This is a genomic window from Leifsonia sp. Y862 (genome assembly GCF_057669585.1).
The window spans coordinates 434,270-448,333 of the sequence record NZ_JBYHFR010000002.1 but is presented as its reverse complement, the minus strand read 5'-3'; the positions used below and the strand labels follow the sequence as shown (position 1 = coordinate 448,333).

The following is a 14,064-nucleotide window of genomic DNA, read 5'->3' as shown; positions in this document are numbered from 1 at the left end:
TGAGTGGCACCTCACTTCTGCGCGCAAGTGCTTGACTTCTGCGTTCAGGAGGTGGCAAGAAACCCGTGTTAGTCTCCTGAATTGCCTTGCCGACCGACTCGATCCCCGTTTAAGCGGCCCGGCCACACACCGCTCATCACGTGTAGAACGAGGTATCCCGTTGCAACGCAAAGTCCTTATCATCACCCCGGACTCGATCGGGGTCAAGATGGCCGGTCCTGCGATCCGCGCATTTGAGATGGCGAAAGTCCTCTCCGCCTCCAACGCCGAAGTCCGCCTCGTGTCGAGCGTTCATGCTGAGTTGTCGCATGATGCGTTCTCCATTGAATTTGCACCAGAATCCTTGATGCGCGTCTACGCCGACTGGGCAGACGTCATTGTTTTCCAGGGGCATGTACTCGCTAGCTTCCCGTGGCTGCTTGACCCGCGCTACGTGCTGGTCGCCGACATCTACGACCCCATGCACCTCGAGGTTCTCGAGCAGGGCAAGGACCTCAGTCCCACCGACCGCTACGCCCTGTCGCTGCAGACCGCCGAAGTGCTGAACGTGCAGATTGAACGCGCTGACTTCATGCTGTGCGCTTCTGAGAAGCAGCGCGACTTCTGGCTCGGCCAGCTGGCCGGGCTGTATCGCATCAACCCGTCGACATATGACACCGACGAGAGCCTCCGCTCCCTGCTGGATGTTGCGCCGTTCGGCATTGAAGACAACGCACCTGTGCAGACCAGGCACGGCATCAAAGGCGTCGTACCCGGAATCTCCGAGACCGACACTGTGGTGCTCTGGGGCGGCGGAATCTACAACTGGTTCGATCCGCTGACGCTCATCAGGGCCATTCACGCCCTGTCGCAGCGGCACCCCGACCTTCGTCTCTTCTTCCTGGGCGTCAAGCACCCGAACCCCAGCGTTCCGGAGATGGCTGTCTCGCTGCGCACCCGCGAACTCGCCGAGGAGCTGGGCCTGCTAAACACTGTTGTGTTCTTCAACGAAGGCTGGGTGCCATACGAGGAGCGCTCCAACTTCCTGCTTGACGCCGATCTCGGGGTCAGCACGCACTTCGACCACCTGGAAACCGCGTTCAGCTTCCGCACGCGCATCCTCGACTACTTGTGGGCATCGCTGCCGATTGTGAGCACCGACGGCGACACGTTTGCGAGCATCATCCGGGAGCACGATCTCGGCCGCATCGTCCCGCCTGAGGACGTCCCGGCACTCGAAGCCGCCCTCGAAGACGTGTTGTACAAGGACGGCGAGAAGGAGCGAATCACGGCGAACGTCGAGCGCTTCGCATCAACGATGAAGTGGTCAACTGTGCTCGCACCGCTGGTGGCCTTCTGCACCAACCCGCGCCCTGCGGCCGACAACGTACGTACCGTGATGACCCCGCGAAACGTGCTGCTGCACGAATTGCAGCTGCGCGTTGACGGTCTGGAGCAAAGCACCTCGTGGAAGATCACCCGTCCGCTCCGCTGGGTCACGTCGGCCGTTCGATCTCGTACGCTTCGTCGCTGAATCGCGATGCCCTCTGTTATCGGTAGTCTGATGCCAGCTGTCACGGGGCAGTCGGGGCGGACACGCCGAGACAGGGAGATCAATGACGATCGCACGTCGCTCAACCGCGCGCAGGATTCGCACCCACATGAGGCGTTACACCATGATTAATTCCTACCTCCTCCCTCTCGACCGCTACCGGCAGATCACGGCCATTGAGCGCTCGCCACTCGTTGACCAGGAGTTCTACGAGGTACAGGCGGAAACGACGTTCCGCACCCGTCGTGACGCCGTCATCCACTTCTTCAACACCGGTCTGGCGGCCGGGTTGTCCCTGACGCCGCTGTTCCAGGATGAGTGGTACCGCTTCCACACGTCCCGCGATGAGGAGCCCAGCTTCCTCTCCTTCTTCTTCGGCGCGGAACAGCTCAACACCACCTCGCCATTCTTCGACGCCCGCGTGTTCGCCACCCAGCGCGACAACGCAGGACGGCCGGTTCCCGGAAATGTGCGGGAGGCGATGGAGCAGTTCATCACGACCGCCTCGGATTCCACGGTGTTGCCGACGCCGCACTGGGCCGTCGGCACGCCCACCTGGGGAGAAGCCAGGGCTTTGGCGCTGACCTCAGCGAAGCTCATCAACAAGCGCTCACACTACGTACGCCCGAGGCTCACATCAGAGTGGGCGCCAGACCCCTCCCTGCCGACATCGGTTGCGCCAGCGCAGTCCGAGCTCGTGGTCTCTGCGATCATGCCCGTTCGCAACCGTGCCGGCATCATCGCGGATGCCATCCGCTCTGTGATCGGGCAGACGCACGCCGCGTGGGAACTCATCATTGTCGATGACGGGTCCACCGACGACACGGCCGATGTCGTCAGAAAGTTTGCGGCTGAAGACTCGCGCATCCGGCTGGTCGAACAGTCGCAGAGCGGCGTCTGCGCTGCACGTAACAACGGGTTGGATCGCGCCGCCGGCGAATACGTCGCCTTTATCGACTCCGACAATGCCTGGCTGCCCGACTTCATCGAGGTGAGCCTGCCCGCGTTCTCCGACCCCGGTGTCGTCGCAACCCACGCTGCCGTCGAACTCACAGACGAGCGCGGAGAGCACTCGTTCCTCGCCATGAGCGGCGACCGCGACGATCTGGTCAACGGTGGCAACTTCATCGACCTCAACACCCTCATCGTGCGCCGCTCCGCGGCCATCGAGATCGGCGGGTTCGACAACGACCTGCGACGCTGGGTGGACTACGACCTGGTCATCCGTCTCAGCGCGCTCGGTCGGATGCAGTTCGTACCGGCGATCGGGGTCGCTTACAGCCACCGCGGCGACATCAAACGCATCAGCACCACAGAGCCCAACGGCTGGGAACAGGTTGTTCTCACGAAATATCTGCTCGACTGGCCGGCTATCAAGCGCGGTGCAGCAGAGCGGAACGCTGGCCTCGTTTCGATCGTGATGCTGACATATGCCGATTGGCGTATGACAGTGGATGCCGTGCGATCCATCATCGAGAATTCTGGCGATATCGACTTCGAACTCGTCGTGCTCGACAATGGCTCGCCCCGGTCCGTGCGCGAAATCCTGACGGCCAGTCTCACCTGTAATCCTCGTGTACGCCTGGTTTCCGTTCCCCGCAACACGAATTTCGCGCTCGGTTCAAACCTTGCCTTCGCCGAGACGACGGGCAGCCTCGTGGTGTTCATCAACGACGACGTCGTCGTCGAACCAGGCTGGCTGGCACCACTCGTCGCGGCCATGAACGACGATGAGACGCTCAACGGTGCGCAGGCGGTCATCCGCTCACCTGCAGGACAGATCGAAAGCGCCGGCCTTGTTGTTGATCCAGGCACGGGTCTCCCCCGCGACCTCGAAGAACTCCCCGCTGACGAGGTAGCTCCGCTGGCAATCTCCGGGGTTGCCTGCATCTACCGAGCAGCCGAGTTCGCAGCGGTACGGGGTTTCGATCCGCTGTATTCGAACGGTTTCGAGGATGCCGACCTCGCGCTGCGTCTGGACGCGGCATCGGCACGCACGCCGCGCTTCGCCGTCGTACCCGACTCACGGGTCACCCACTTCAGCGTCTTCAGCCCCGGCCGATTCGCACAGGAATTTAACAACGAGCGGGTCTTCCGTGCCCGCTGGGACAGCGTTCTTCAGGGGTGAGTGTGCGCCACAGCGCAGTCAGGGTCTTCGGAGAGTGCCGCACTATAATCGTGACAGTCCATTGCCCCGAAATGAAATGAACCCGAATGTCAGCTCAGGACCGCTACGCCGCTCTCGCCCAGCAGGAGTTGGTGACGGTGGGCTCCGGTGCCGGCTCAGGCAAAGGAATCATCGCCTCGATTCGTGAAATTTCGAAGCAGCGCGAGATGCTCTCGCTGCTCATCAGGCGTGACCTGAAGTCACGCTACAAAGACAGCGCACTCGGCTTCCTCTGGACGCTGGTGCGACCCATCACGCAGCTGGTCATTTACTACGTGGTGATCGGCCACTTCCTGAAGGCCGCAGACGGAATCCCCGACTTCGCCATCTATGTCTTCACCGGCCTCACCGCGTTCGGGCTCTTCAGCGAGATCATTGCGAGTTCGACCTCCTCGATCGTCGGCAACGCCGGCTTGATCAAGAAGGTCTACCTTCCGCGTGAGATCTTCCCGCTCGCCAGCGTGGGCTCCGCAGTCTTCAACTTCGTGATCCAGCTCGGCATTCTCCTCGTTGCCACAATCCTCCTTCGCGCTTTCCCGATCTCACCTGAGCTCGTCTACTTCATCCCGTCACTGGCCGTCCTGCTGGTGTTTGCCACCGCATTTGGCATCCTGCTGTCGGCGGTAAATGTCTACCTCAGGGACATCCAGTACCTGGTCGAGGTCGCGCTGCTTCTCATGATGTGGGCCTCCCCCATCGTGTATGCCTGGGGAATGGTCAAGAACGCCCTCGGCCCTGGCCTGCTCCTCGAGATCTACACCAACAACCCGGTGACACTGGCCGTGCTCGGCTTCCAACGGACGTTCTGGGTGGCTGGCCACGATGTCGTGCCATACCCCGAGTTCCTGATGCTCAGGCTCGGCATTGCATTCGTCGTCGGCGTGATCCTGATCGCCGTCTTCCATCGAGTCTTCGCAAAGTTGCAGGGCAACTTCGCGCAGGTTCTGTAGCAGGAAGCGACAAGTCGAATGACGCAGGTATACGAAACGGAATCCAAGCCCATGAGCGAAGCCCCCGACATCATCACGATTGACGATGTGTCCAAGCGCTTCGTGCTGCGCAAGGACAACTCGCTCAAGGAACGCCTGACCGGCTTCGGTCGAGGCAAGCAGCACAAAGAAGAGTTCTGGGCACTCAAGGGCGTCAACATCACCATCCAGGCCGGTCACACCGTTGCCCTCATCGGCCACAACGGATCTGGGAAGAGCACGCTGCTGAAGGTCATCGGCGGCATCATCGACCCGAGCAGTGGCCGAGTCGCGCGGCGCGGTCGTATTGCCGCCCTCCTCGAGCTCGGCGCTGGCTTCCACCCCGACCTGACCGGGCGCGAGAATGTGTTCCTGAACGCGTCGATCATGGGTCTCAGCCGGGCCGAAGTCGAGTCGCGCTTCGACGACATCCTCGATTTCTCTGAAATCGGCGAGTTCATCGACACCCAGGTGAAGTACTACTCGTCTGGCATGTACGTGCGCCTCGCATTCGCGGTCGCCGTGCACACCGACCCTGACCTCCTGCTCGTCGACGAAGTTCTCGCCGTTGGTGACGAGGCATTCCAGCGCAAGTGCCTCGACAAGATCCGCTCCTTCCAGGAGGAGGGGCGCACGATCATCCTGGTCACGCACTCGCTCAGCCAGGTGCCCGAAATGTGTGACAGGGCCATCCTGCTCAACAAGGGCGAAGTCGTTTTCGACGGCGAACCGCACGAGGCTGTCGCCGAATTCCGTGACATCCTCGAAGACCGCCGCGTCGCCCACGTGGCCGCCGTCGCCGATCACACCCCGGAAGCTGCAATGCCCGCTGCCCGTGAGGCCGTCATCCATGACGTGGTGGCATACGCTGACGGTCGCGATCCAGACGCCGACGTGAAGCAGGGTGACGACATCCTGATCACGATGTACATCGAACACTTCACCAGCACGGATGACTGGATGTGCGCCATCCAGATCGACAACACCATGGGCCAGGTTGTGTACGGCACGACCACCAAGCGCCTCGGTATCGCGCTCGGCCATTTCGAGGGCAAGCGTCGCGTGCAGTTCCGCTTGAGCGACACGCACTTCGGCACTGGCAAGTACTTCGTGAACGCATCGATCATGGATTCAACCGGACGACACATCTTCGACCTGCCGCAGGGCTGCTCCTTCGACGTCGCTGACACTCCGCTGGCCGTCGGAACGACCTACGCGACACCGGCGTTCGTCGACTTGGGTGCAATGGCCTAACGGTCATTGGCATCGCATGAATCGAAAAGGCAAGATGTCTCCGTCTGTACTCGTCGTCACCGTGACCTACAACACGGGACAGACGTTGGTTCCCTTCCTCGAGTCGTTGTCGACCGCCAGCGTCAACCCGCTCACCGTGGTGATCGTTGACAACGCCTCGGCCGACCTGACGCTGGAGCGCTCTGTCGCGGAGGCTCACGGTGCGATTCTGCTTGAGCTCACGGAGAACCGCGGCTACGGCGGGGGCGTCACCGCCGGTGTCGACGCCTATGGGGCATCCGCCGACTACATTCTCGTCACCAACCCCGACGTCAGCTTCTCCCCCGGCTCGATTGACGTACTGGTCTCGGCAGCTGAAGCAACTCTCGATGCCGGTGCCATCGGGCCCCGAATCCTCGACGCAGACGGAACCGTGTACCCGTCGGCCCGTAATCTGCCGTCACTTCGAACCGGAATCGGCCATGCCCTGTTCGGACGCGTCTGGCCGAGCAACCCGTGGTCGACCAGCTACCGCGCGGAGCGCGACTACGACAACCAAGCCCGCGACGCCGGCTGGCTCTCCGGAGCATGCCTCCTCGTGCGGAAGAGCGCGTATGAAGCGATTGACGGCTTCGACCCAAAGTACTTCATGTACTTCGAGGACGTCGACCTGGGCGCACGGCTCGGCAAGTCCGGTTGGCGCAACGTCTACCTTCCCGCGTCAACGGTGACCCACACGGGCGCCCACTCGACGTCGCGGAGCGCGAAGCGCATGGAGCAGGCGCACCACAGCAGCGCATACCTGTACCTGGCGAACAAGTACTCTGCCTGGTACCTGGCGCCACTCCGCGCCGTTCTGCGGATTGGTTTGGCTGCCCGAAGCTGGTGGGTCACGCGTTGAGCGGGCTCTATCGCTCTGCTCGCTCATTCGGCGGACGCGCACTGCGGTCGCTGCGCCGTCGAGCTGGCGTGGCCAAGCGGCGCACAGCGGCATCCGCTCGCCGCCTCGGCGAAAGTGCTGGCACGGCGAAGGACACGCTCGCCTGGAACACCGCGAACCTCAGAGGCCGCGCGGGCCTGTTCAGGGTGGAGACGCTGCTTGGGACGCCCACCCACGACGCGATTCCCGTCATCCTGTGCCTGTGGAATCGGGCCGCGCGCGTTAACGACATTCTCGCCCAGCTCGATGCGCAGTCAACCGACCAGCGCGTGCGCGTGCTGCTGTGGAACAACAATGCAGCGGATGACGCGTATTACCGGGAACGCATCGCCGCCTTCTCGCCTTCCGGCGCTCTCGACAGCGTCGAGTACGTGCTGAGCCCGCGCAATGTGGGCGGTATGGGCCGGTTCTACCTGGCTCGTCGGCTCCTGACATCTGGAGTGCACGGACACTTCATCACCCTCGACGACGACCAGGACATCACCCCGTCGTTCGTCGACACCCTCAGGGGTTACGCCGCGCCGCGTGAGTTCGCCGGATTCTGGGCGTGGAATTACATTGACTCGCACTGGAACCGCAATCCGACGGCGCCAGGCGAGCTGGCTGACTATGCGGGCACAGGCGGCGCGATCTGCGACATCGAGATTGTGCGGTCATCGCGCTTCTTCACCGAGCTCCCTCGGCGCTACGCGTTCCTCGAAGACCAGTGGCTCTGCGGCTATGCCACGTCACTGGGGTGGCGGGTGCGCAAGGCCGACGTTGACATCACCTTCGTGCTCCACGAGACCAACCAGTTCCCGCAGCTCGCCGATCTGAAGAACGAGTTTCGCGAGTATCTGATCGCTCACAACGCCGGTCGCTGACCACTGGTCTCGAGACGGCCGTGACCGGCCTCCTCGACCAACGGGAACCCCTCGGCTGAAGATGGCCAGTCGATCAACAAGAATGGCCGCACCATCAGGCGCGGCCACTCTCATTCATATCTCAAGCGGGACTCAGCAGACGGCAAGCCGCGCCACGTTGTCTGAGAGTGCGTTTGGTCCACCCAGCAGCACCATGTTTGGTATGTTGCGCCCGGTGATATCCGCACGCACCGTGCTTGGTACGCAGCCAGGCATCGCGATGTACAAGGGACTACCGCTGGCCCCGGCAACGGCTGCGCCCGCCAGCGCGTCTGGGAAGGCAAAGGCTGTTGCAACATAGGCGGTTTTCGCGCTGGGGAACCCGTCGGTGTTGATGAGCACGCCGGTCTGATAGCGGTCAGCTCCCGCGAACCGAGGGGCGTTAATACCCAGGGCCCGCACGCCTGCCTCTTGGCTGGCCGATACAGCATTCAGGCCACCAGCTATCTTCACCGTGGTCATCTTGCTGAGCGAGGCGGCGGCGGCGGCACTGAGTGTCGGAGCCTTGTCGAGGAGAATCACGGGAATCTTCTGCGAGCCCGCCACTGCGCTGGCCGACAGCGCATCGGGGAAGTCAAGGCCTGTTGCGACGTAGGAACTCGTTGCGTTAGGGAATGCCGCGGCCGCAAGCATGCGGGAGGTCTCGTATCGATCCGCGCCGAAAATACGCTGAATATTGGGTTGAATCGCCTTCAGTGCGTCAAACACTGCCGCACCGACTGCAACAGGTCCACCGACTACAACGATTTTCTGTGGAGCAAGACGTCGCAATTCGATCTTGGTCGCCTCTGGCAGATCGCCTGGTCGAACAAGCAGAATGGGCCCTCCCTGCGCTGCGGCAGCAGGTGCTGCACTCAGTGCATCAGGGAAATCCAGGCCCGTTGCGACGTAGACAACGGGAACGCCAGACGATGGATACGCGGTTCTGGAGATAGCAGTTGCGGTGGCAAAGCGATCGTCGCCCGCAATCCGTGCGGTACTCGGGTAGCCTGCCGCCGTTGGGTCACCGAACCAGTCTCGGTAGTAGTTGAAGAAGTTCCGGTTTCCATACGACGCACAAGCATCAGCTGATGCGCCATATCCCGCAGCAAGTGCCGGCCCGTTCGGCTGGTACGGCGTGTAGTAGTAGAGCGCGGCGGTTGCCCGGTTCTGAATCGTGACGTTTCCCGACCCGCACGCAGCGTTCGGGTGATATCGGACGGCGTTGACCTGCCCGATCTTGATCGTGGTGAACGATCCCTCCGGGTTGCTGTACCACGTCAGCTGCCGACCGGCCGTGTAAACCTGGTTGAAGAAACCGTAGAAGTTCGCGTCACACTCGCTGGTATCCGGGCATCCGTATCCCATCGCCTTCCGCAGGATCGCGAGCGACGGTGCGCTGCTCGTGACCAGGCCCTGTTCCTTCTGCAAAGTCACCAGGATTGCTTTGGCACTGATGCCACACGCCCGCTGCACCTTGTAGATGATTCGCGCGGCGCTCTCGTTCGCTTCGCCCTGGTAGGTGGAGCACTGGCCAAAGCTAAAGGATTTGGTCGGAGTGTCCATCCGATAGACGTTCAGGCAATATGAGTTCTGGCAGGCGCCAATCTTGGCGTTGAGAAAATTCTGAATTTCACTCTCGGTCATTGCCCAGGAGTTGTAGAAGTTGTAGTCGCTCACGATGAAGCCAGGATTGAACACACCGGATGCCGCCAGGAGAAGTGGTGATGCGGCTAACGGAGCAATCGGCTGTTCCTGCGGCTCTGCCGGGGCATCCGTTGTGACCGGCTCTTCCGTTGGCACTGGAGCGGCAGTGTCTTCAGGCTCAGGGGTCGGTGTCACAGACGGTTCGACAGTAGCTGTGGGAGCCGGTGTTTCAGCGGGAGTCGGGCTCGGCGACTCAGTAGCTGGGGCAGGGCTCGTTGTTGCACCCGCACCGGATCCTTCTTCGGCCTGCGCTGCACCAATTGGTGTGAATGCGACGCCGGTCGCCACCAGAACTGCGCAGACGCCGACGACCACGGACCGAAAAAGATGAGTGGGGAGCATTTGGCGATCCTATCCTCGTTGTCTACCCCCGGCACGGGGCGACACGCATCATGACCCAGAGCGCGGACAGGCTGTCCGGCGGTGGCCCTCACACCTAACCACGAACCGGCACATCTGAGTCTCGAGACGGCCGCGTGTGGCCATTTGTCCAGCGCGAGGGCTAGGAGAACGCGATCGAGCAGGCGGTGACAAAGACGACCAGGAAGGCGCCATAGCCGACGATGACCCACTCGGCGACATGATTCTTTACGATCATCGCAGCAGCAAGGAAGTACGCGGGGAGCAGTGGAATTGCGTACCGCTCCGCGACAGGGAAGACGTCCCCAAGCAGCACGTACATACCCAAAGCGAGCAACGGTGCAAAAACCGTCGACGCCAGGAGTATCGAGAACGCCAGTGATTTCTCCAGCGCGGTAGCGAATGTGGCACACGCGAAAGCGATGATCCCGGCAATGGTGATGAGCACCAAGGGCGCACTAACGATCTGCGGAATCTTCAGTAGCGGGTCGTAGTTGCCCGACAGCGGACCCGGGTAAATGAAGAGCGCGAGCATTCCGGCAATGTCACGCCACGCCAGCGGCTGCGCCAGTCCCTGATCGGGGCCAGCGCCCAACGAAATTTGCGCACGAATCAGGAGCCAGGCCACTTGCACGATACCTGTCGTAGCCACAGCGACGACGATCGGTATCAGCAATCGACGTTTCGCCGCCCGATCAGCTTCCTGCTTGGCAAATATGACAAAGAACACGATGGCGAGGGCCACGAGCCCCAGAGCCAGAATCGTCGTCACCTTGAGCAGGATGCCTACCACCGCTATCGGAACCAGCCACCATGGGCTGCTTTTCCCCTTGATCGCGCTGACGCCGGCCCAGAGCAGGGCCGCACCAACGAGGAAGGCGGGGGCATCCGTTGAAATATAGGTGTTCGACCAGAAGGTCGTTGGAGCCCCGATAATGCCAAGCCCGAGCCCCAGCGTCACGACGCGTCGAACCTTCATCAGCTCAAGAAGCTTGTAGAAGACAAGTAAACCGCCGGCGAGCCACAGGATGCCCGTCGCTCGCGCCGCTGTCAGGAATTCGGCCCCCGTGACGAGCTGGATCGCCTTGCCGAGCGCCCACGTGATTGCGAAGTAGACGGGGGTGTAGATGTCGGCCGATGTCTTTCCGCCCTGCGGATAGCTCGCGTTAATGTCTTGAACGTTGTCGCATGGTTCGCCACGCGGGCCGAATGAATCACCGTTGCAGGCCATGCCGACGAGCGCCTCGTGCCCGATCAGTTCACCTTGACGCACCACACCCTGAGTCGGAATCTTCACCGTGTAGTCGTAGTAGACCCACTCGTCCAACGGTGAGAATTGGCTGGAATGGTTGGCGGTGATGATGCCGCCGCTCACGCAGGCGACCAGCACCAGAATGATCGGCACCCAGGCGTTGCGAATCCATAGCGCTACAGCTCGTCGCCTCGCTGCGAAGTCCATCATGCTCCTAGCTGGATCCCACACGGGTGCCAGACAACGCCCCCGCAGTCGCTGAGGGAACGGCGCCGTCTGGGGAGCATATTGCGATCCTTTCTCGCCCGGTTTAGGCCAGAACTTCGACGAGCCATGCGACAGGCCGGGGCCACGCAGGTATCGACCAGCCTGCCCCGATTAGGCTTCAAAGGCGACTCTGTGTAGCTCAGGGCTCGCTGATTGAGGAAAAAGTGACATTTACACGAGTTCGCCCAAAAACCGACGTCCGTGGCTCAGTCCACCCCATTTCGGCCAGAATTGTTCTTCCAATCCTCGCCCTCTTCATGCTCCTGACTACGGCGTGGTCGCTCGCAACACCACTCGCTGCATCCCCTGACGAACCCGCACACTTCGTGCGAGCAGGGGCCGTTGCGCAGGGCCAGCCAATTGGCACGGTAAAGAAAACCTCGGACTACCCCTACGTGCAGGTGCCGGAATACGTCGAAGAGACACGCCGGATGACCTGCTTCGCGGGCAATCCGACGCTGACTGCTGACTGTCAGGATGAGGTCTCGGGTGACCAGTCACTCATTGAGAGCCAATCAACCGGTTCGCTCAATAGCCCTGTGTACTACGCGCTCGTCGGCTGGCCGAGCCTGCTGCTTTCCGGCGCTCCTGCCCTGTACGCAATGCGCATTGTGAGCGCGTTACTGACGTCGCTGCTCCTCACCACGATGGTCGTCGCGCTCCTGGCCCAGTCACGCTCGTGGTGGCCGGTGATTGCATCGGTGGTGGGCGTCACCCCCATGGTGTTGTTCCTCGGCGGCTCGTTGAATCCCAACGCGCCAGAGATCGCAGCGGCCGGTGCTGTGCTCTCCCTGCTCACCCTGATGCTCCGTCGACCCCTTACGCAGAAGCAACTGTGGCTGGCGGGATCGCTCACGATCGGCAGCGCGGTGGCGCTTACATCCGGGAGGTCCATCGGGCTGCTGTGGCTGGCAATCGCTGGCGTCGCCGCCCTCATTTCCGTTCCGTGGTCGACGGTAGTCGACCTGCTCAAACGCCCTCCCGTGTGGTTCACACTGGCGGGAATCGCGGCCGCCGTCATCGGGACTCTGGCCTGGGTGGCCACCTACGGTGCAGCGACGGCAGATGCCAGTGCGAAAGTAGTCGAGCCGAGGGCCCCTGGACTGACCGCGATCGTTCTGCTCATGGTCGAGAGCACGTTCGATTACTGGCAGGGATGGATCGGCCAATTCGGCTGGATTGACTATCCAGCTCCTGCCGGGGTCGTCGTGGTCTGGTTCGGCGCGATCGCTGCCGTACTCTTCTGCGGCTTCGCACTGACCAAGGGTCGCGCACGGCTTGCGCTCATCGTTGTCGCCGCTGCCGCGTTCGTCGTTCCACCCGCCGTGCAGGCGTCGTTTTACAACGAAATCGGCTGGATGTGGCAGGGCCGATACGCGATCCCGCTGTACCTGTGTGTGCTCATCCTGGCCGGACTCGCCCTGGATGACACATTCCCCGGTTCCAGGGTGACGACGGCGCGCAAGGCGGTCGTTGGCGGAGTCGTGGTGCTCGGGATCGCGCAGATCGCAGCGTTCATCTTCGTCTTGCGCCGCTACGTCATCGGCACTCAGACCTGGATCGACATGATTCAGGCACCCGCCTGGCAGCCGCCGCTCGGTTGGATTGTGCTCGTAGTCCTCTACGCGGCGACGTGGGCCGGAGTCGTCGCGCTCGTCGCACGCTGGACCAGGGTCGATCCCGACAGCGAGCTGCTGGTGCAGTCGGACGTATCGCAGCTGGCGCGGACCTAGTACCCCGTTCGTTGGTCGAGGAGGCCGCCAGGCCGTCTCGAGACCCACAACCACGAGGTCGGCCCGCTGGATTTCGAGACACTCGCTGGCGCTCGCTCCTCAATCAACGAACAGTGGCCCGACTCCTTTCGGAGCCGGGCCACTGCCGTACTGGTCTGTGTGCGCTACGCGATGAGTGACATCAGGTAGCGGCCGTATCCGCTCTTCACCAACGGTGCTGCGATGACGGCGAGCTGGGCGTCGTCGATCCAACCGGCGCGCCAGGCGATCTCTTCGATGCAGCCGACCTTGAAGCCCTGGCGGTCTTCGATCACGCGCACGTACTCGGAGGCCTGCATCATCGATTCGAATGTGCCGGTGTCAAGCCAGGCCGTTCCGCGGTCGAGCACCTGCACGTGCAGGTTGCCCTGCTCGAGGTAGCGCTCGTTGACGGTACTGATTTCCAGCTCGCCACGCGCACTGGGCTCAATGGTCTTGGCGATCTCGACAACTGAGTTGTCGTAGAAGTACAAGCCGGGCACCGCGTAGTTGCTCTTGGGCTTTGTCGGCTTCTCTTCGATCGACAGTGCAGTCATCGACTCGTCGAACTCGACGACGCCATACGAGGTCGGGTTGCTCACGTGGTACGCAAAAATGCGCGCACCCTTCAACTCGTGGTTCGCGCGCAGCGATGTGCCGAGGCCAGCGCCGTGGAAGATGTTGTCGCCGAGCACCAGCGCAACGCTCTCGTCACCGATGAATTCCTCGCCGATGATGAAGGCCTGCGCCAGCCCGTCTGGCGAGGGCTGCACGGCGTACTCAATGCGGATGCCGAGCGTTGACCCGTCGCCGAGCAGAGCACGGAACTGGTCGTTGTACTCCGGCGTCGTGATGATGAGGACCTCGTTGATCCCGGCCATCATCAACGTCGACAAGGGGTAATAGATCATCGGCTTGTCGTAGATCGGCATCAGCTGCTTGGAGATGCCCTTGGTGATTGGCCAGAGCCGGGTACCGGAACCGCCGGCGAGAATAATTCCGCGCAT

10 protein-coding genes are annotated in these 14,064 nt (G+C 62.0%); 7 read left to right on the top strand and 3 right to left on the bottom strand.

All coding sequences use genetic code 11. The annotated features are described in order from the left end of the window. Positions 1-160: 160 nt before the first annotated feature. The 6 genes from AC25Z0_RS12185 (at position 161) to AC25Z0_RS12160 (ending at position 7,702) form a co-directional block, all read left to right on the top strand. Positions 161-1,513 (top strand): glycosyltransferase family 4 protein, encoded by a 1,353-nt coding sequence (locus AC25Z0_RS12185; RefSeq protein WP_488133365.1) that lies wholly within the window; start codon positions 161-163, stop codon positions 1,511-1,513. Between the two features lie 142 nt (positions 1,514-1,655). Next, complete coding sequence (locus AC25Z0_RS12180; protein WP_488133364.1) at positions 1,656-3,659, top strand: glycosyltransferase; 2,004 nt, start codon at positions 1,656-1,658, stop codon at positions 3,657-3,659. An 86-nt stretch (positions 3,660-3,745) separates the two neighbouring features. Further along, on the top strand, positions 3,746-4,648 hold the full coding sequence (locus AC25Z0_RS12175; RefSeq protein WP_488133363.1) for an ABC transporter permease: 903 nt from the start codon (positions 3,746-3,748) through the stop codon (positions 4,646-4,648). An 18-nt stretch (positions 4,649-4,666) separates the two neighbouring features. Continuing rightward, complete coding sequence (locus AC25Z0_RS12170) at positions 4,667-5,920, top strand: ABC transporter ATP-binding protein (protein WP_488133362.1); 1,254 nt, start codon at positions 4,667-4,669, stop codon at positions 5,918-5,920. 34 nt (positions 5,921-5,954) lie between these two features. Continuing rightward, on the top strand, positions 5,955-6,800 hold the full coding sequence (locus AC25Z0_RS12165) for a glycosyltransferase family 2 protein (RefSeq protein ID WP_488133361.1): 846 nt from the start codon (positions 5,955-5,957) through the stop codon (positions 6,798-6,800). After that, positions 6,797-7,702: a hypothetical protein gene (locus AC25Z0_RS12160; RefSeq protein ID WP_488133360.1), complete on the top strand. Its 906-nt coding sequence runs from the start codon at positions 6,797-6,799 to the stop codon at positions 7,700-7,702. Before AC25Z0_RS12165 ends, AC25Z0_RS12160 begins: the two co-directional genes overlap by 4 nt. Before the next feature lie 132 nt (positions 7,703-7,834). On the opposite strand, the gene AC25Z0_RS12155 is transcribed toward AC25Z0_RS12160, so the two are convergent. Both AC25Z0_RS12155 and AC25Z0_RS12150 read right to left on the bottom strand, forming a co-directional pair. Then, positions 7,835-9,769 (bottom strand): cell wall-binding repeat-containing protein, encoded by a 1,935-nt coding sequence (locus AC25Z0_RS12155; RefSeq protein WP_488133359.1) that lies wholly within the window; start codon positions 9,767-9,769, stop codon positions 7,835-7,837. 160 nt (positions 9,770-9,929) lie between these two features. Continuing rightward, complete coding sequence (locus AC25Z0_RS12150; protein ID WP_488133358.1) at positions 9,930-11,249, bottom strand: hypothetical protein; 1,320 nt, start codon at positions 11,247-11,249, stop codon at positions 9,930-9,932. 314 nt (positions 11,250-11,563) lie between these two features. On the opposite strand from AC25Z0_RS12150, the gene AC25Z0_RS12145 reads away from it, so the two are divergent. Then, positions 11,564-13,039, top strand: coding sequence for a DUF2142 domain-containing protein (locus tag AC25Z0_RS12145; protein ID WP_488133357.1), 1,476 nt, complete (start codon positions 11,564-11,566; stop codon positions 13,037-13,039). A gap of 164 nt (positions 13,040-13,203) precedes the next feature. Here the strand turns inward: AC25Z0_RS12145 and rfbA are convergent, their stop codons facing one another. Then, positions 13,204-14,064 (bottom strand): glucose-1-phosphate thymidylyltransferase RfbA, encoded by an 861-nt coding sequence (rfbA, locus tag AC25Z0_RS12140; protein WP_488133356.1) that lies wholly within the window; start codon positions 14,062-14,064, stop codon positions 13,204-13,206.

What these genes read in the sequence shown, in the direction of transcription:
- AC25Z0_RS12175 (WP_488133363.1), top strand. Translation starts at nt 3,746, where the DNA reads ATGTCAGCTCAGGACCGCTACGCCGCTCTCGCCCAGCAGGAGTTGGTG.
- rfbA (WP_488133356.1), bottom strand. Translation starts at nt 14,064, where the DNA reads ATGCGCGGAATTATTCTCGCCGGCGGTTCCGGTACCCGGCTCTGGCCA.
- AC25Z0_RS12150 (WP_488133358.1), bottom strand. Translation starts at nt 11,249, where the DNA reads ATGATGGACTTCGCAGCGAGGCGACGAGCTGTAGCGCTATGGATTCGC.
- AC25Z0_RS12165 (WP_488133361.1), top strand. Translation starts at nt 5,955, where the DNA reads ATGTCTCCGTCTGTACTCGTCGTCACCGTGACCTACAACACGGGACAG.
- AC25Z0_RS12180 (WP_488133364.1), top strand. Translation starts at nt 1,656, where the DNA reads ATGATTAATTCCTACCTCCTCCCTCTCGACCGCTACCGGCAGATCACG.
- AC25Z0_RS12155 (WP_488133359.1), bottom strand. Translation starts at nt 9,769, where the DNA reads ATGCTCCCCACTCATCTTTTTCGGTCCGTGGTCGTCGGCGTCTGCGCA.
- AC25Z0_RS12145 (WP_488133357.1), top strand. Translation starts at nt 11,564, where the DNA reads ATGCTCCTGACTACGGCGTGGTCGCTCGCAACACCACTCGCTGCATCC.
- AC25Z0_RS12170 (WP_488133362.1), top strand. Translation starts at nt 4,667, where the DNA reads ATGACGCAGGTATACGAAACGGAATCCAAGCCCATGAGCGAAGCCCCC.